The 17647-nt window shown below is 70.1% G+C and carries 11 protein-coding genes; 5 read left to right on the forward strand and 6 right to left on the reverse strand.

All coding sequences use genetic code 11. From position 1 onward, the window contains the following. Positions 1-64 precede the first annotated feature (64 nt). Positions 65-985 carry a L,D-transpeptidase family protein gene (locus tag ACZ64A_RS07610; RefSeq protein ID WP_469808833.1) on the forward strand — a complete coding sequence of 307 codons (921 nt, stop codon included), beginning with the start codon at positions 65-67 and terminating at the stop codon, positions 983-985. An 82-nt stretch (positions 986-1067) separates the two neighbouring features. Here ACZ64A_RS07610 and ACZ64A_RS07615 read toward each other — a convergent pair whose 3' ends face one another. Together ACZ64A_RS07615 and ACZ64A_RS07620 are read right to left on the reverse strand one after the other, a co-directional pair. After that, positions 1068-1739, reverse strand: coding sequence for a hypothetical protein (locus ACZ64A_RS07615; protein ID WP_469808835.1), 672 nt, complete (start codon positions 1737-1739; stop codon positions 1068-1070). Positions 1740-1842: 103 nt separating this feature from the next. Next, the gene (locus ACZ64A_RS07620) at positions 1843-8415 is read right to left on the reverse strand and encodes an RHS repeat domain-containing protein (protein WP_469808836.1); all 6573 of its coding nucleotides are present in this window, start codon (positions 8413-8415) and stop codon (positions 1843-1845) included. Between the two features lie 481 nt (positions 8416-8896). Here ACZ64A_RS07620 and ACZ64A_RS07625 point away from each other — a divergent pair, with 481 nt between their 5' ends. Then, the gene (locus ACZ64A_RS07625) at positions 8897-9949 is read left to right on the forward strand and encodes a glucose 1-dehydrogenase (protein ID WP_469808837.1); all 1053 of its coding nucleotides are present in this window, start codon (positions 8897-8899) and stop codon (positions 9947-9949) included. Positions 9950-10105: 156 nt separating this feature from the next. On the opposite strand, the gene ACZ64A_RS07630 is transcribed toward ACZ64A_RS07625, so the two are convergent. Further along, a complete protein-coding gene (locus ACZ64A_RS07630; RefSeq protein WP_469808838.1) occupies positions 10106-10864 on the reverse strand; it encodes an anti-sigma factor in 759 nt (252 codons plus the stop codon). Further along, positions 10861-11445: a sigma-70 family RNA polymerase sigma factor gene (locus ACZ64A_RS07635; protein WP_469808839.1), complete on the reverse strand. Its 585-nt coding sequence runs from the start codon at positions 11443-11445 to the stop codon at positions 10861-10863. Before ACZ64A_RS07635 ends, ACZ64A_RS07630 begins: the two co-directional genes overlap by 4 nt. A gap of 283 nt (positions 11446-11728) precedes the next feature. Between ACZ64A_RS07635 and ACZ64A_RS07640 the strand changes: the two genes are divergently transcribed. The 3 genes from ACZ64A_RS07640 (at position 11729) to ACZ64A_RS07650 (ending at position 14713) form a co-directional block, all read left to right on the forward strand. Next, a complete protein-coding gene (locus tag ACZ64A_RS07640) occupies positions 11729-12145 on the forward strand; it encodes an ATP-binding protein (RefSeq protein WP_469808841.1) in 417 nt (138 codons plus the stop codon). A gap of 265 nt (positions 12146-12410) precedes the next feature. After that, a complete protein-coding gene (locus ACZ64A_RS07645) occupies positions 12411-13976 on the forward strand; it encodes a sulfite oxidase (protein ID WP_469809093.1) in 1566 nt (521 codons plus the stop codon). Between the two features lie 80 nt (positions 13977-14056). Next, positions 14057-14713 (forward strand): fasciclin domain-containing protein, encoded by a 657-nt coding sequence (locus ACZ64A_RS07650; protein ID WP_469808842.1) that lies wholly within the window; start codon positions 14057-14059, stop codon positions 14711-14713. A gap of 47 nt (positions 14714-14760) precedes the next feature. Here the strand turns inward: ACZ64A_RS07650 and ACZ64A_RS07655 are convergent, their stop codons facing one another. Together ACZ64A_RS07655 and ACZ64A_RS07660 are read right to left on the reverse strand one after the other, a co-directional pair. Next, a complete protein-coding gene (locus ACZ64A_RS07655) occupies positions 14761-16041 on the reverse strand; it encodes a geranylgeranyl reductase family protein (protein WP_469808843.1) in 1281 nt (426 codons plus the stop codon). Between the two features lie 270 nt (positions 16042-16311). After that, the gene (locus ACZ64A_RS07660) at positions 16312-17550 is read right to left on the reverse strand and encodes a PP2C family protein-serine/threonine phosphatase (protein ID WP_469808844.1); all 1239 of its coding nucleotides are present in this window, start codon (positions 17548-17550) and stop codon (positions 16312-16314) included. Positions 17551-17647 lie beyond the last annotated feature (97 nt).

Below are 17647 nucleotides of genomic sequence, written 5' to 3' on the forward strand. Positions count from 1 at the left end.
GGCGCATGCCACCCCCGCACCCCCGCCCCCCGGACCTTGTTGCCCAGACTGGAGTTCGTCCGACATGTCCGCCAATCCGCGTGGCCGCCACGCCAAGCCCCGCACACCCGTGATGCGCCGAGCGGCGACGGGCGGTGCCATCGGCACCGCGGCCGCCGCGGCCGGCCTGATCGGCGCCGTCAGCGCGCACGCCGCCACACAGACCCCGCAGAGCAGTTGCACCGTCCAAAGCGGCGACACCCTCTCGGGGATCGCCGCCCACGAGCACGTCCCCGGTGGCTGGCAGGCGCTGGCGAAGGCCAACCACATCGCCGCGCCCTACGTCATCCATCCCGGTGAGCGACTCACCCTCCCCGCAGGCTCCTACACCGTCAGCGGCAGCAGCCCCTTCCCGGTACCTGTCACCGTCGGCAAGGCCACTCAGGTCATCACGGTCAAGGCGAACGGCACCCATGCCACGGTCACGCTGTGGCAGAAGTCCCAAAGAGGCTGGTCGCAGGTCGTCAGCACCACCCAGGCCCGCGTCGGCGCCCACGGCATCACGGACGGCGCCACCCGCAAGCAGGGCACCAGCACCACGCCCACCGGGACGTACACCATCACCCAGGGCTTCGGGGTCGCGGCGAACCCGGGCACGAAGATGCCGTACCACCAGGTCACCAGCCACGACTGGTGGGTCGAGGATCCCACCTCGGCCTACTACAACCAGATGCGCACCGACACCCAGGGCGGCTTCCACCTCACCGAGTCCGGGGACGACGGGAGCGAACACCTGATCAACTACCCGACGCAGTACCACAACGCGCTCGTCATCAACTACAACACCGGCCCCGCCGTGAAGGGCCGGGGCGCCGCAATCTTCCTCCACGACCTCGGCCCCCAGGCCGGACCCACCGGCGGCTGCGTCGCGGTCCCCTCCTCCTTCATGACCGACGTCATGAAGTGGATCAACCCGGGCGACCACCCGGTGATCGCCATCGGCTGACCGGCAGCGAGGCCGTATCCACGACGACGCCCGCCGCACCCGACCACGGGTGCGGCGGGCGTCCGCCTTGTTCTTCGGTACGTCACCCCGCCTGCGGTTCGCCCAGGGGAAGTCTTGAGTCGCGCAGCCACGCATCGCCCTCGGGTGTCCGGGCGACGCGGGCGCCGAGGGCGATCCAGACGCCGAACGCGCCGAGAGACCCTTCTGAGGTCTGTTCCGACCGGACGGTGTTCAGGCCGAGCCGCACGCCACAGTCCTTGGTCTCGGACAGGCCACGCCAGCCGCAGTCCCAGCTGACGTCCAGACTCAGCGGGCCGAGCACGGAGACCATCCGGTCCAGCTCCTCCTCGGTGGCATCATCCTCGGCTTCGCTTTCGGGTGTGCCGAACGGCGGGGTCGTGTCCAGGGAGACCACCACGCCCTCGGGCAACGGCCACATATCGGCCAGGCCGGGGCTGAGCCGCAGCGTCGCCGTCAGCCAGGACGTCGGCTGCTCGGCGTCGAAGGTGAGGGCCTCGCGGCGCGCCAGTTCGTCCAGGAAAGGGAAGACGCGAGGTTCCCGGTCGACGACCATGCGGGCAGTGCCGAAGGAACGGATGGCGTACGCGTACTGCTCGGCCGTTTTGATCGGTTCCAGCCGCGGCCAGGGAGCGGTGGACCAGCCGGCCAGATCACGCATGATCGCCCGCGCCCGCGCCAGCGCGCTCACAGCGTCGGAGAAGGGCTCGCGTACTCGGTAGAGCGTCGAGGACAAGGAACGTGCCTTTCGGACAGGGGCAGGGCGGACGCGCCCTCACGGTACGCGTCCGTCCCTGCCCCGAGTTACGGCCTGGTGCCAGTCAGCGGCAGCAGGCGGCTCAGTAGGAGTACCCGTTCGACGAATAGTAGGTATGAGTACTTTCGTCGTAATGGCCGGCGTCGGCGTCGCTGCCGAGGTCGAAGTCGCCCAGTTGGGTGCCGCTCTCGTTGTAGACCCTCAGATGGAACCCGCGGATCGAACTGATGCCACCCCTGCGGGCCTTCTGATAGCTGCGCACCCACTGCTTGATCGCCGGCGGATCGGCCAGGTCGGGAACCTGGATGAAGATCTCGTTGACGTCCGTGCCGCCCTTCCAGTCCTGCCGCCAGCGCAGCTGCTTGACAGCACTGGCAAGTTGCTCGGAGAACCTCCCCTCGTCGGCCTCTCCGATGGTCTTGACCTCGCCGTAACCGACGATCTCACCCTGCTGGTCGAGATATTCGAGGTCGGCGTTCTTGACCTTGTCCTTCCCCTTGGCTCCTGGCTTGCTCGTGAGCTCGTTCTCCTTGGGCATCACCCGGGCCCGGGTTCCTTCGGGAGCGCCGTCCAGCGCACGGTAGGCGTTGTCCAAGGTGAGTTGCGGCTGGCCGTCCTCGCCCTTGTGCTCTTTCCGCAGGGATTGCGCATCGGCGTCCCGGCTCGGGTCCTCGGAGGACGAACCGTCGGACCCGCCCCCCTCGTCACCGCCTCCGCCGCCGTCGCCGTTCTGTACGGCGTAGGCGATGTTCGGGGCCGCGACCGCGGTCGCCACCGTGGCCGAGCCGGTCACCGCGAGAGCGGAGCCCGCGAGGATGAGGGCCTCGCCCGGGCCGAGCGCCCCGATGCCCGTGGCGCACAGGGCTCCGCCCAGGGCGTCCATGCCCGCACCGAGGAGCAGCTGCCCGAACCCGAGCGCCGCCATCGGCGCGTTGGTCCGGTCGATGACCTGCGACGCGGTGTCCGCCAGGCTGGAGACCGCGTTGGACAGGGAGCTGAACCAGCTCTGCCCCGTCGGGTCGCTGCCGGTGACCGGGTCGTTGGCGGCGTAGTCGTAGCCGGTCAGCTGTGAGGGGTCGGAGGTCTCCAGCTGCGGGTCGCGGCTGACGAACCGGCCCGTGACCGTGTCGTACTCGCGCATACCCAGGTTGACCAGGCTGGTCGCGGTGTCGGTGGAACCGCCGACGTAGCCCTTGTCTCCCAGCCACGTGGCGGGAGCCGCGCCGCGGGTGCCGCCGAAGGGCAGGTACTGGCGCCGGGTCACCGCCTGCGTCTGGTAGTCGACGGACAGGTAGTCGGTGCCCTGCCGGTTGGGGACCAGGTACTGGACGTCACCGCTGCTGGAACGGGCGGCGACGATCGTGCCGTTGAGGCGGTAGTAGCGGGTGGCGCTGAGGGCCTGGGTGGTGGTGTTCTCCACCAGTTCCTCGTCGCCCAGGTAGAGCGTGGCCTGCGTCGGGTCGGTGCGCAGCACCAGGCTGCCGTCGAGGCCGTAGAGGTAGCCGGTGGTGCCGGACGCCGTGGTGTCGGTGTCCAGCCGGTTCTGGTGGTTCCAGGTCAGGGTCTGGTCGCCCAGCGCTCCGCCCTGGATCGTGGTGGTGTTGCCGGAGGCGTCGTACTGGTAGGACGCCGTGTTCGCGGTGGCCGCGGGGCCGGTGGAGGTGGTGCTGCCGAGCGTGTGGGGCTGGTCGGTCTTCGAGCCGGCGGTCGGGTAGTGGTAGGTGGTCGTGGTGTCGTTGGCGCTGTCGCCGCTGGTGGCGTGGTCGGTCTGCGTCAGACGCTGCCCGTCGGCGGTGTACGTCCACGTCTGCCAGTAGGGGTTGGGGCCGCCCACGGTGGTGCTGCTGCCGGTGGCGGGCGTGGCGGCGCACTTGTCGGTGGCGGTCCAGGCCGCGGTCAGGCGGGCCGCCCAGTCGTACCCGAAGCACTGGGTGTCGACCGTCGAGCCGCCGCTTTGGCTGTCCGTGGTGGCGGTGAGGAGTCCGGCGCCCTTGGAGACGTCGGAGTTCCCCCAGGTGTAGCTGGTGTCGTCGACGACGGTGCTGCTGCTGGAGTCCGTGGTCTTTGCGTCGGTGGGCTGACCGGTCTGCGGGTCGTACTGCAGGGTCAGGTCGACCCAGCTGGTGGACGGGCCCATGGAGTACTGCAGGGGGTCGCCGTACTCGTCGTATCCGACGGCGGAGACGTAGGTCCAGGCGTTGGTGCCGGTGCCGGCCACGCTGGTGGGCTGGCCGTACTGGTCGTAGCCGTAGTTGACGGTCTCGGCGGACAGTCCGCCGCCGGCCGGGTCCTGCTGGGTGGCCAGGGTGCCGGTGGTCTTGTAGGTGTACGACTCGGTGTAGCCGGCGGACGGCGCCAGCGCCGCCAGGGTGCTCGGCAGGTTGGCCAGCGTGGTCTTCGAGGCCGCGACCTCGCCCATGCTGGTGTAGGCCAGCACCGCGTTGGTGACCGAGGCGCTGCCGGTGCCCATGGAGTACGACGTCGAGGAGGTCAGGAACCCCTTCTTGAGCGTGTCGTACGTCCAGGAGGCGACCTGGTTGGCGGTGGACGGCGCGGCGTTGCCGGTGGTGTCGTAGACCGCTGTCCGGCGGCCGTCCTTGTCGTAGCTGTAGCTGGCCTGGTCGCCCCTGGCGTCGGTGGTGGTCAGCAGCTGACCGGCGTTGTCGTAGGTCGCCGAGGAACCGCCGGAGTCGGGGTCGGTGGCCGCGACCTGGTCGCCGAGCAGGTTGTAGGTCCAGGTCCAGGTGTTGCCGGCCGGGTCGGTCTGGCTGGCCTGGTGACCGTCCGGGTAGTAGGTGTAGTGCGTGTCGGAGTAGTCCGTGGGGGAGTCGTGGACCGGGTCGGCCGCGGCGCCCGCGTGGTACTGGTACAGGTCGGTCTTGCGTCCCCGGGCGTCGGTGATCGTGGTCTCGGCCACGCCGCCCTTCGGCGGGATGGTGGTGGTGAAGTTGCCGCCGAAGACGGTGGTGGTGTTCCAGGTGGCCGTGCCCAGCGCGTACGCCGTGGCCACGGTCTTGCGGCCGGCACCGTCGTAGGTGAAGCCGCTCTCGGAGGGGATGTCACCGTCCTGCGCCTGCACCAGCGTGGAGCTGGGGGCGCCGGTGGTGTAGTAGGGAGAGGTGGTCTTGACCACCCAGCCGTTGGTGTCGTAGACGGTGTCGGTGACGTCCCGGCCGCCGTCGGCGGTGGCGATCTGCGTCTCGCGAGCCCGGAGCAGCGCGTCCAGCAGCAGTTCGCTGCTGCGGTAGCTGCCGTCGTCGTTCAGGGTCTGGGTGACGACGGAGCTGGGCTTGTCGGCGGCGAGCGTGTAGCTGTACTTGGTGGCGGCGGCGGTGATCCCGGGCCGGAACACGGCGGTGATCCGCCCCAGCGCGTCGTACTGCGCCTTGGTGACATAGCCGGCCGCGTTCGTCTGGGTCAGCATCACCCCGCGCAGCGCGTCGTAGGTCTGGCTGAGTGTCTGACCCATCGGGTCGGTGGAGACGATGGAGGTGGGTGTGGCGCCGGTGGTCGGGGTGTAACTGGTCGTGGTGGTCCGCTGGTCGGCGTCCGTGCTGGTCAGCGGCCTTCCGTAGACGTCCGGGTGGATCGACGACATGGTCGAGTAGACCGGCGTGGAGCCGCTGTACGAGGTGGCCTGCTGGGTCGAGGTGGGGTCACCGACGGTGGGTGCGGCGCCCAGGGTGGTCGAGCCGTCGTAGTAGACCCGCTTGTCGCTGACCGCGTCCGCCGGAAGCGTCGGGGTGGCCGAGCAGCCGACGGAGACCGTCTTCGTCTCGTCCACCAGGTCGAGGATCCAGGACGAGGTGTTGTCCGCGTAGGTCGTCGTGGTGCACAGGTCGTCGTTCGCGGTGGAGACGTCGCCCTTGTCGTCGGCCTGGGTGACCCGGCCGTAGGAGTCGTGGGTGGAGGCGGTCTCGGTCTCCCGGGTGGTCCCGGACGCCAGCGGAGTGTAGACCTTGACGTCGCTCTGGCCCGTCAGGAACGCCTTCTGCGCCGGCAGGCCGCCGGACAGCGCGTGGGTGGCGGTGGCGCCGCTGCTCCACGGCTCGGTGACCGTGTCGTTGACGACCGCCGTGCTGTTCAGGCCGTTGTGCAGGATCGCCTCGTACGTCAGGCCCGCGTACTGGGCGGAGTCCGTCACGGGTGGGTCGCCGCGGGAGTCGGTGACGGTGGCCGAGCGGGTCTTGCCGCCGGGCAGGGTGTCGCCGTCCATGCCGCGGAAGTAGGTGTAGTCCGTCTCGGTGGCCGGGTCGGGCGCGGTGCCGGTGGTGACCTTCATCCCGCCGTATCCGCGCCACTGGTCCCAGGTGCGCTGGGCGGCGGGGGTCAGCGGGTTGTCGTCGTAGTGCCAGGCCGGCGTGGACACCGGGAGGTAGCGGGTGACGACGGTGTCGTTGACCCCGCCGCCGGTCGGGTCCTGCTGGGTGACCGTGGTGACGACGTACTTGTTGAACCAGTCCAGCATCGGGCTGGTCTGCCCGGTCGGAGTCCAGTAACCGGGGTAGCACAGTGTGGTGTTCTGGCTGGCGTCGCTGGGGGTGCCGCCGCCGCAGGCCGGGGCGGAGTAGCCGACGCTGAGGATGCCGCCGGTCTCGGTCGTGACGGTGTTGAGCCGGTAGCGGGTGATCGGCGGGTAGCCGTCGGTCAGGTTCACCCGGTTCGACAGCGGGGTGCCGGAGAAGGTCACCGGGGGCATGGGGATCGCCGCCGTGGAGCCGCCGGCGGAGGTGTCCTGGCCGGTGTGGGTCACCGAGTTCAGCCACAGCGAGGGCGTGGTCGCATCCCCGGTCGCGGGGAAGGAGTAGGTGAACGCCCAGGAGTCGACGTTCGTCTCGGTGGTGCCGACCAGCGCCTGGGTCTGGATGCCCGTCAGCTCGTTCTCGCTCCAGAACGTCGGGGAGTTGGTCGAGCAGGAGGCGCCGCTGGCGCAGTTCAGGTCGAACGGCACGTCCGGCCACTTGGACGCCGTGGTGCTGGTCAGGGTGGAGGTGGCGCAGCCGGTGGCGGAGGTGTTGCAGCGGCCGTTGTAGGTGAAGGTGACCTGGGCGGCCGGGCTGGTGGAGTACACCGAGCCGTCGCGCTGGCCGTACTGGATCTTCTGCAGGGCCGCGTCGCGCACGTAGGAGGTGTCGGCCGTCTTGCCGAGGTTGCGTGCGTAGTAGGCGGTGGTCGGAGTGTAGAAGTAGGACATCACGTCGCCGTGGGTGTCCTTGACGTAGTCGAGCATCCAGCGGTAGCCCTGCTGGCACCAGGAGCTCGCCCAGGTGCTGTTGTAGCAGGGCTGGCCGGAGGCGGTGGCGTAGACCGGCTCGGTCAGTACCGAGTCGGTGGTCGCGTTCCCCGACGCCCAGCCCGGCAGCCTGTTCAGACCGAACGTGTACTGGGTGCCGTTGGGCGTGGTCACCCGGAAGTACTCGCCGCTCTGGGCGCCGTTGGTCGCGCCGGTCAGCCGCTCGACGCGCTCGCCGGAATCGCCCTGTGCGCGGTAGACGCCGGTGGTGTCGTCCTTGATCAGGGTGGTGGTGGTGCCGTTGAGCGACAGCGTGAGCTGGTTGTCGGCGGACCAGCAGTTGTCCCACGTCTTGGTGGAGCCCAAGGGGTTGTCGTGGCAGGAGGCGTAGGAACGCTCGATGTAGTTGCTCGGCAGCGAGAAGCCGTCGCCGACCACCGAGGCCTGGTTGTTGGTGGACGAGGTCAGGCCGTCCACGCTCTGCGAGTCGTAGCCCAGCGAGAGGTTCGGGGCCAGCCCGCCGGGGACGCCGGGTCCGGTGATCGGGTAGGACCAGGTGAACGCGTCGGTGCTGCCGCCGGCCTGCCACGATCCCGAGGGCTTGAGCGTGGTGGCGGAGAAGTCGCCGCCACCTCCATTGCCGGAAGAGACGGCGGCGAGCACGAACGGCGTCATGGCCGAGGTCGTGGTCGTCTTCGAGGACGACCCCCTGCCGGCTGCGGGAGCGGGCGCGGGGCTCGTGATGCCGCCCGTCAGGCGGCCGGCATGTGTGTCGTTGGCCGAGGAAACCGCGGTCGCGGTACGGCAGGCCGGCCGTTGCGGGCTGGTCAGAGCACAGGCGGGAAGCTCGACGAAGTGCAGGCGTGAGGCCCAGTCGCCGCCGAAAGCCTGCCGGAATCCACGGTAGTCGAGGGCAACGTGCAGGCGAGCGCCGGTCGCCTGAGCCGGAGTCAGGGTGAGCAGCACGCCGTTGACGCCGGCGGCGCGGGCGGTCTGCTGGGGAAGGACGCGTACGGCGACCTTCGTCCCGCCAGTCTTCTGGGAGTCCGTGCTCAACCAGACGGGGAGGGTGCCGGCCCGTGCCGCGTTCCGCGAAGCCGTTGCCGTACGGCCAATGGCTTGCGTCTTCCCGGTGGCCTTCGGCTCGGCCTGCCGCGCGGGGCCCGGGACCGCCGCGGGGAGCGCGACCTCGGCGGTGCCGGCCGGCCAGTCGGGCGCGGGGGCGCGGTACGTGGGCAGGGCCTTGGGGCGGTGGTAGTGGGAGACGACCGGCTGGACGGGGACGGGCTTGGTGTGCGGGACCGTCGGGGCGTGCCGGTGGGCGGCGGGTGCCGCTCCTAGGGTCCCAGCGGCTATCGCGGCCGTGACTGCGGAGGAAATGACGCCGCGCAGCATCCTCCCGCCGGTCGCTTTGCGGCGCATTCTCGCGCGAAATATGTGCATCGGATTCCTGTCAGTCGTCATCGGCCGGAAAGGCGGCCTCAGGGAAGCAGGGCCACAGTAGGTGGCCGACGCGCGCCGCAACTTTCCGGTGGTTGGGCATTTGTGACGTCACGCCACCACTTTGTCAGCAATGTCCATGTCAATCCTTTGATCAAAGAAGTAAAGATTCGATCAGGGGGTCTCATGGCCGGATAGTCGAATACCTAAGAGGAAGTAAAACGACCCCGGTCGTTTCTTCTTCGGCGTGACCGCCGAAGTGGGGCGCGAGACGACCGGTACATCGCGGGCGCGAACGGTTGGCGCCGGCCAAGGGAGGAGGCGGTCGCGGTGAGAGGCCCGGGGACCCCGCCCGCATATTCGTTTCCGGTGTTCGGCGTGCCGTACGGGTGGGACGAAGGCGGGCACCCAGAATTGTCGGCGCCTGTGTCCGGTGACCGGCCGGCCTCGTAAGGGAGAAGTGATGCGCGCCCTCACCGTCCGTCCGCTGACTGCCCGGTCGCTGCGCATCGAAGACGTGCCCGATCCCGTGGCCGCTCCGGGGGAGCTGCTCGTCGAAGGGCTGGCGGTCGGGGTCTGTGGCACCGACAGGGAGATCGCAGCGGGGGAGTACGGATGGGCGCCATCGGGCCGGGAACGGCTCGTGCTGGGGCACGAGTCACTCGGCCGGGTGCGCCAGGCGCCGCCGGGCAGCGGCTTCGATGCCGGAGAACTGGTGGTCGGTGTGGTGCGCCGTCCCGACCCGGTGCCCTGCGGGGCGTGCGCGCGCGGTGAGTTCGACATGTGCCGCAACGGCCGCTACACCGAGCGTGGCATCAAGGAACGCGACGGTTACGCCAGCCAGATGTGGACCGTGGAGAGCGACTATGCCGTGAAACTCGAACCCGCCCTGGAGCAGGTGGGGATGCTGCTGGAGCCCACGACCGTCGTCGCCAAGGCCTGGGAGCAGGTCGAGCGGGTCGGCAACCGGGCCTGGTTCGAGCCCCGGCGCGTACTCGTGACCGGAGCAGGCCCGATCGGCCTGCTGGCCGCACTGCTCGGCGTCCAGCGTGGCCTGGACGTCCATGTCCTGGACCGGGTCACCACTGGGCCGAAGCCCGCTCTGGTCAGGGATCTCGGCGCGACCTTCCACCTCGGGGACATCCACGACGTCATGACGAAGCTCCGCCCCGATGTGGTGATCGAGGCGACCGGGGTGGGACAACTGGTCTTCGAGGCCATGGCGGGAACGGCGACGTACGGGATCGTCTGTCTGACCGGCGTCTCACCCAAGGGCCGGACCATGTCCGTCGACGCCGGCGCCCTCAACCGGGAAGTGGTCCTGCAGAACGACGCCGTGGTCGGCTCGGTCAACGCCAACCTGCGTCACTACCAGCAGGCGGCAGACGCTCTGGCCCGGGCGGACCTGGGCTGGCTGGACGGGCTGATCACCAGGCGGGTCCCGCTGGAACGCGCCCCCGAGGCCTTCGAGCGCCACGACGACGTCAAGGTCGTGATCACGCTGAGCGGAAGCTGAAGATCGAGCGGACCTGAGGCACGAGATCGAGGTCAGCCGTTCGGCGGGCACTTCGGCGGTGTGGTCCGGCAGCCTTGATGCCCGTATCGGACGACAGCCGCTCTGCACGCACCATCGTGCGGGCCGCCGCCTGGAGGGGGACGGCCCGCACGGCCCTCAGGCCGGGAAGGCCACGAGCGCGATCGGCGCGGACGTCGGCTCCTTCGATCCGCCGGCCGGTTCCACGGTGATGCCCAGGCCCGACGCCGGCGTGACGTCACCGTGCAGCAGTACCGCTTCGCTCCTGCGGTTGGGGTTCATCAGACCGGCCGGGCGCATCGTGCCGTGCTCGTTCAGCCACAGTTGGTACACCTTGCCGCTGGGCGGCCGGTCCATCCCGGCGGCGATGAACACCGCCTGGTTGCGGCTGCGGGAGACGACGACCGTGCCGCTGGCCCCGCCGGCCAGCCGGGCCGTGACCGTGCGGGCATCGGCAGCGGACAGCACGGCGCTGATGCCGGCCACTCGCTGTTCGGCCCGCTGCGCCTGGGCGCGTGCCTGATCGGCCTGGTCGTGCTGCCATACGGCGACGCCACCCAGGGCCGCTGCGCCGGCGAGGCAGGCGGCGAGCGCCCACTGGGAGATGCGGCGCGTGCGCAGCACCCCCAGCCGACGGGTGTGGGCCGGCCCGGCGCTGCTGGGAGGCTCCTGGCGCACAGCCGTGATGCGGTGGAGCACCTGATCGCGCAGGACGGGGCGGGGCGTGTCCGCGACGGCCAGGCCGAGCCGGGCCGCGGTGGCGGAGAATTCGTCGACCTCCTGCGCGCAGGACGCGCAGTGCGCCAGGTGCCGGCGGAACGCGGCGCGCTCGTCCTCGCCGAGCGCGTTCAGCGCGTACGCGCCGGTCAGCGTGTGCAGGTCCGCACGGGCGTTCACGCGGTCACCCCCAGGCAGTCCCGCAGCCGGATCAGGCCGTCCCTCAGCCGGGTTTTGACCGTGCCCAGGGGAAGCGACAGTGAGTCGGCGACCTGGCGGTAGGTCAGGCCCCGGTAGTAGGCCAGGGTCACGGCCTGCCGTTGCAGCTCCGTCAGGGTCCGCAGGCAGCGTCGTACCTGCTCGCGCTCCAGGCGGGTCTGGACCTGCTCGGTCACCTCGTCGTACTCCGGCAGCTGATCGAGCAGGGCGGCCTTGTGCTCGCGGGCCGCCGAGGCCTCGACGGAGCGGACGCGGTCCACGGCACGCCGGTGGGCGAGGGTCAGGATCCAGTTGATCGCCGTTCCCCGATCGGGCCGGTAGCGGGCCGCCGTACGCCACACCTCCACCAGGACCTCCTGCATGACCTCCTCCGACTGCGACCGGTCCCGCAGCACGCTGCGCACGACGCCCAGGACCGGGCCCGCCACGTTGTCGTAGACGGCGGCGAAGGCCTCCTGATCGCCGAGCGCGACGCTCGCGATCAGCTGTTGCAGGTCCGGCTCGGCGGAGGGGCTCCTGCCGATGAAGACCGGTTCTTTCACGAGGCTCCTCCCGCGGCGTACGCAATGTCTGGTGGAATCCGAAGCCGAACGACCAGCGGATTGGTCCACCTGCGCTTGTTTTTTCACGGCCGGCTGCCGACTGCTTCGCGACCAGCTTGCCCGGACCATGGCTGGGCCCGTCTTCGGACCCGGTCGCGTGGCGGTGGCCCGCTCTCCCAGGACCGTTTTCCCAGGACGGTTCTCCCGGCCGGGCACTGACCCATCCGTATCCGGGCGGGCAACGGATCACACCCGGGGGCTGCAGCGGGTCGAAGGAGCGACCATGAACAGTTGCTACGGTCATGACAGCCGTGCGCCGTGCTCCGGCGATCTGTCCGGCCTGCGCGCGGATGTGCGTGACCGGGTGACCGGCTGGGGTCTGGCGGCGCTCGCCGACGACGCCTGCCTGGTCCTCACCGAGCTCGTGGCCAACGCCCACAGCCACGGCCGGCCACCCGTGCGCGCCGCCGTGACGCTGTCGGGCCTGCGGGACGCCGGGCCCTGCGTGCGCATCGAGGTATCGGACGGTGGCGCCGCACTCGACGTCGGGATGGTGCGGGCGCGGTGGCGGCACCCGTCGTTCGACCTGACCGAGACGGGCCGGGGGCTGTCCTTGGTGGAGGCTGTCTGCCGCGCTTGGGGCGACCGGCCGACGGCCGGCGGCCACACCGTCTGGGCCGAGCTGACCCTTCCGGACTGAAGGCCGCCGGCCGGGCTGAAGGCCACCAGGACGGTCGGTCGCCTGGTCGCGTGCACAGGCGGAGCCCCACTCCCGCGGCTTTTGCACCCTCGATTGTGTGTGGGCTGAACTGCTTTATCCGTAGCCGCGGCACGGCCGGATTGGTCCGAGAAAAAGGATTCACGAGATCGGGGGAGAGACCAATCCCCTTCCTCGCGGGGCCCGGATTACCGGCGTGAGGGACGACACGACGAATTCACATCACCCGGGCCGCCGTGGACACCGGTTGCAGCTCGGCGCGTTGGGCGCGGTGAGCGGTCTGGTGGCCGGAGGTGCGGCACTGGCGGTGGCCGAGTTGGTGTCCGCGTGGGTGCGTCCGCAGGCCGGGCCTGTCGTCGCGGTCGGCGGTGCGGCCATCGACCGCACGCCGGCCGCGGTGAAGGACTGGGCGATCCGCCACTTCGGCACCGACGACAAGCTGGTGCTGCAACTCGGCATCCTCGTCGCTCTGGTGCTGTTCGCGGTGTTCCTCGGCGTGTTCGCGCTGCGTTTCCGGCGGACCGGGGCCGCCGGTGTCCTTCTCCTCGGTGTGGTCGGCGCGGTGGCCGCCACGAGCCGTCCCGACTCATCGGGCCCGGCCGATGCACTGCCCTCCGCTGCAGGCGCCGTCGTCGGTGCGCTGCTGCTGTACTTCCTGATCGGCTTCCTGCGGCGTCCTACGCCCGCAGATTCCAAGGGCGAAGACTCAATGGCCGCCGTCGGCTGGGACCGCCGGCAGTTCGTCATCGCGGCGACCGCTGCGGCGGCCGGATCGGCGGGCGTCGGCGCCCTCGGGCGCTCCCTGAACACGGCCCGCGGGCGAGGCGCCGCAGCCTCCCGCACATCGCTGCTGCTGCCCGCCCCCGGTTCGCCGGCCGCCTCGGTACCCAAGGGCGCTGAGGTCCGGGTGCCGGGCGTCAGCCCGTTCATCACCCCGGCCGGCTCCTTCTACCGTGTGGACACCGCCCTCGTGGTACCCGAGGTCGACGCGACGAGCTGGCGGCTGCGGATCCACGGCCGCGGCGTCAAGCACCCCATGACGCTGACGTTGGACGACCTGCTCCGCCGCGAGCTGGTCGAACGCGACATCACTCTCACCTGCGTGTCCAACGAGGTGGGCGGTCCTTACGTCGGCAACGCCCGCTGGACCGGCGTACGCCTCGCGGACCTCCTCGCGGAAGCAGGGGTGAAGCCACCGTCCCGCGGAGGGCAGGCCGACCAACTGGTGGCCCGTTCGGTGGACGGCATGACGATCGGCACCCCCGTCGAAGACGTCATGGACGGCCGCGATGCCCTGCTGGCCGTCGGCATGAACGGCCGGCCGCTTCCGTTCGAGCATGGTTTCCCCGTCCGCATGCTGGTGCCTGGCCTGTACGGCTACGTCTCCGCCTGCAAGTGGATCACCGATATCGAGCTGACCACCTTCGACGCCTACGACCCCTACTGGGTCAAGCGCGGCTGGGCCCGCAGAGCGCCGATCAAGACGCAGTCGCGCATCGACACCCCGAAACCGTTCGCCCGGCCCGAGGCCGGCACGGTCATGGTCGCCGGTGTCGCCTGGGCCCAGCACCGCGGCATCGGCAAGGTCGAAATCAGCGTCGACGACGGCCCCTGGCAGGAAACCACCCTCGCCGCCGAGGACACCCGCGACACCTGGCGGCAGTGGTCCTTCCCCTGGCAGGCCACCAAAGGCGGTCACACCCTGACCGTCCGCGCCACCGACCGTACCGGGCGGGTGCAGACCGACAGACGCACCCGGACCATCCCCGACGGCGCCGACGGCCGGCACTCCGTCGTGGTCACCGTCGAATGAAGCCCGGCGCCCCCGAACCAACCATCCCTTTCATCAGTTCCGTGCCGCATTCGCTGCACCGACCACAGGAGAACATCAGCATGAAGACCCGCATCAGCCGTCTCGCCGCCCTCGCTACGGCCGCGGCCGTCCTGCCCGTCGCACTCACCGCATGTTCCAGCGGCAGTGAGTCCGACTCCTCCGCGAAATCCTCCGCCTCCGCACCCGCCGCCTCGGCCACCGACGACGGCATGACCGGCGCCGGTGAGACCACGATGGCCGACCAGCCCTTCGGCCCCGCTTGTTCCGCCGTACCGAAGAGCGGCGCCGGCTCGTTCGACGGCATGGCCAAGGACCCGGTGGCCACCGCCGCCTCCAACAACCCCGCGCTGTCCACCCTCGTCACCGCGGTGAAGAAGGCCGGGCTGGTCGACACCCTCAACAACGCACAGAACATCACCGTGTTCGCTCCGACCAACGACGCCTTCGCCAAGATCCCCAAGGCCACCCTCGACAAGGTCCTCAACGACAAGGCACAGCTGACGAAGATCCTCACCTACCACGTCGTCGGCAAGAGGCTGGCGCCGAAGGACCTTGAGAACGGCTCCTTCGACACGCTGGAGAAGTCCAAGCTCACCACATCCGGCTCGGGCGAGACGTACACCGTCAACGGCTCCGCCAAGGTGGTGTGCGGCAACGTCCAGACCGCCAACGCCACGGTGTACATCATCGACACCGTCCTGATGCCGACCAGCTGACACACGGCCGGACCCGGGCGCACGCACAGACCTGTGGTGCGCCCGGCTCAGGCCGGCGGTACCAGGCGTTGCAACGCCGTGATCACACGGTCGAGTGCGTCCTTGCTGTACGGGTCGGAGAGATTGGTCCACAGCTTGAACATGAGCTTGCGTACGGCGGGGAGGCGCATGCTGTGGGTGGCGACGACTTTCATGATCGCGGGGTGGTTGAGGGCCTGCACGATGAGGCGTCCGAGAGTGAAGTAGCTGCCGTAGGAACCGCGGACGAGGTGAGGGTAGGACTGCAGAACCTGCTCGCGCTGGGCGGCGGTGGGCTGGGCGAGAGCATGGATGACGGTCTCTGCGCTGAGGCGGCCGGACTCCAGGGCGTAGTCGATGCCCTCGCCGCTCAGCGGATTGATCATCCCACCGGCATCGCCGGTCAGCAGCACGCCCCGCGTGTACTGCGGGTGGCGGTTGAAGCCGGCCGGCAAGGGAGCCCCGCGGACCGGGCTGGTCGCGTGCGTCTCGTCGAAACGCCACGCCGCAGGCAAGCGCTGCGTCCACTCCTCCAGCATGCGCCGGTGGTCCACGTCCGGTTTGTGCCCGACATGGAAGGTGCCGAGACCGACGTTGAAGGTGCTGCCGCCGACCGGGAAGATCCACGCGTAACCGAACGGCATGTACGTGCGTCCGCTCCTGTTGCGAGTCTGCAGGTCGAGCCAGATCTCGAGGTGGTCGTCGTTGCGGCGCGCAGCGGTGTAGTAACGACGTACGGCCACCCCCATGGGCCGGTCGATGCGCTGGTGCAGGCCGAGTGCGACAGCCAGGCGGCTGGAAGCACCGTCTGCCGCGACGACCACCGGTGCCCGGTAGGTGCGGCTGCTCCCGCCGTGCTGGGCGACGACGCCGGTGACGCGACCGGTGGAAGCGTCGAGGACCGGTCCTGTGACCTTGGTCGACTGCAGCAGACGGGCTCCTGCCGCCACGGCGTGATCGGCCAGGAGCTGGTCGAAGTCCTCACGGGTCCTGACGAGTCCGTAGGTCGGGAAGGAGTCGACTGTGGGCCAGGGCATCTCCACTGTGGCCCCGACGCCGTGGACGCGCAGGCCCCTGGTGCGCACCCAGCCGTCACCAGTGATGCCGACCCCCATCGCGGCCAGCTCCTTCACGGCCCGGGGCGTCAGCCCGTCCCCGCAGATCTTGTCCCGGGGGAAGGCTGCTTTCTCCAGCAGCAGCACGCTGTGGCCCGCCGCGGCCAGGTAGTAGGCGGCGGTCGATCCGGCTGGGCCGGCACCGACGACGATCGCATCTGCGGTTTCATGAGCGGCAGGGGAAGGCACGGGCATCTCTTTCTTTTCCGGCGGAACTGCCGGAGTGGCGGGGTCGCCGTGTGCAACCGGCCCCCGAGGTTTTGGTCACGCCGCACTCGGGGGACGCCGAGGGCCGCGGGGCCCTTCGGCCACGTCACGCGTGCCGGCTGCACATCAGGGACTGCGTCCAGCGGTGGTGGCGGAGCGGGTACCTCCCGGTCCCCCAGTTGTTTTTGTACCCGCCGATCCGAGCCGCCGCACCGCGACCGTACCGCGACCGTGCTCCCGCACCTCGAAGCCATGAGCTCATAGGTGCATGGCGATCAGGGCGACGTCGTCGGCGGCGCCACCGGCGACGTCGAGCCGGGCCAGCAGTGCGTCGGCCAGCCGACTGGGCGCGAGGGCCCTGTATTCGGTCAGGGCTGAGCACAGGCGCCCCAAGCCCTCGTCGATGTCCTCGCCACGGCGTTCGATGAGCCCGTCGGTGTACAGCACGAGGGTGTCCCCGGGGGTGTAGGGCAGGCCGGCCTGGGGGCGTGGGACATGGTGCGGACGGGCGCCGAGCGGCGGATCGGTCGCCTTGTCCAGCAACTCGCAGGTGCCGTCGCCGTGGAGCAGGATGGGCGGAGGGTGCCCGGCGTTGCTGTAGATGATCAGACGGCTGCGGGTGTCGATGAGGACCTTGACCGCGGTGGCGGCCGTCGCACCGTCGATGGAGCGGGCGTACAGACCGAGGACTTCCAGGGCCTGGGCGGGGCTGGGGATGGCGCGGATGACCGCGCTCAGGGCGCTGCGCAGCATGCCCATGACCGCCGCGGCGTGCAGGCCGTGCCCGACGACGTCTCCGACGGCCGCGGCGTAGCGGTCCGGTGGCAGGTCGACGACGTCGTACCAGTCGCCGCACACATTCAGCGAGGTGGCGGCCGGCAGGTAGCGCACGGCGATGTCGTCGTTGTGCCGGATCAGATCGGGGGCGGAGAGCATGGCGCCTTGCAGGGTGACGGCAACCTGCCGTTCACGGGCGTGGGCCTCGCGCAGTTCCTGGTTCAGCCGGGACAGCTCGTGGGCGCGCACGTACAGCTCGGCCGCCATGCCCTTCTCCCGCTCGGTGAGCCTCTCGGTGAGCGCGCCTGCCTTGCGGGAGAGGACGAAGGCGGTGACGTCCTCGACCCGCTGGACGATCCACTCCACCCCGCCGTCGGGGCCGGCGAGCGGAGTGTGGACCTCGGTCCACCACCGTTCCTCGAACTGTTCCGGCCGGCCCGGGAGGGACAGGTCGTAACGCTGTAGCACCAGAGTGTCGGAAAGACCGGTGTCCAGCACCCGCATCAGCGACGCCTTCGGGTTGTGCTGCGGGTCGTCGGGGGCCCTGGGGTTCTCCGGCAGAGCGTCGAAGAAGTGCCGGCCCACCAGCTCCTCCCGCCTGCGGCCGGTGACCGCCAGATAGGCGGGGTTGACGTAGCGGATCATCAAGTCCGCGTCCAGCACCAGGTACGGGCTCGGGGTGGCCTCGAAGAAGGCCGTGAAGTCGATATCCACCGTCATCGCGGTCTGCTGTCCTCGGCACGCTCACCGCGATCGGGGAGCGCGCCCACTCACACGACCACTCTACGAGCGATCCGATGGCCCGGCCCGCCAGAGG

It is taken from the genome of Streptomyces sp. NPDC104814, assembly GCF_055583185.1.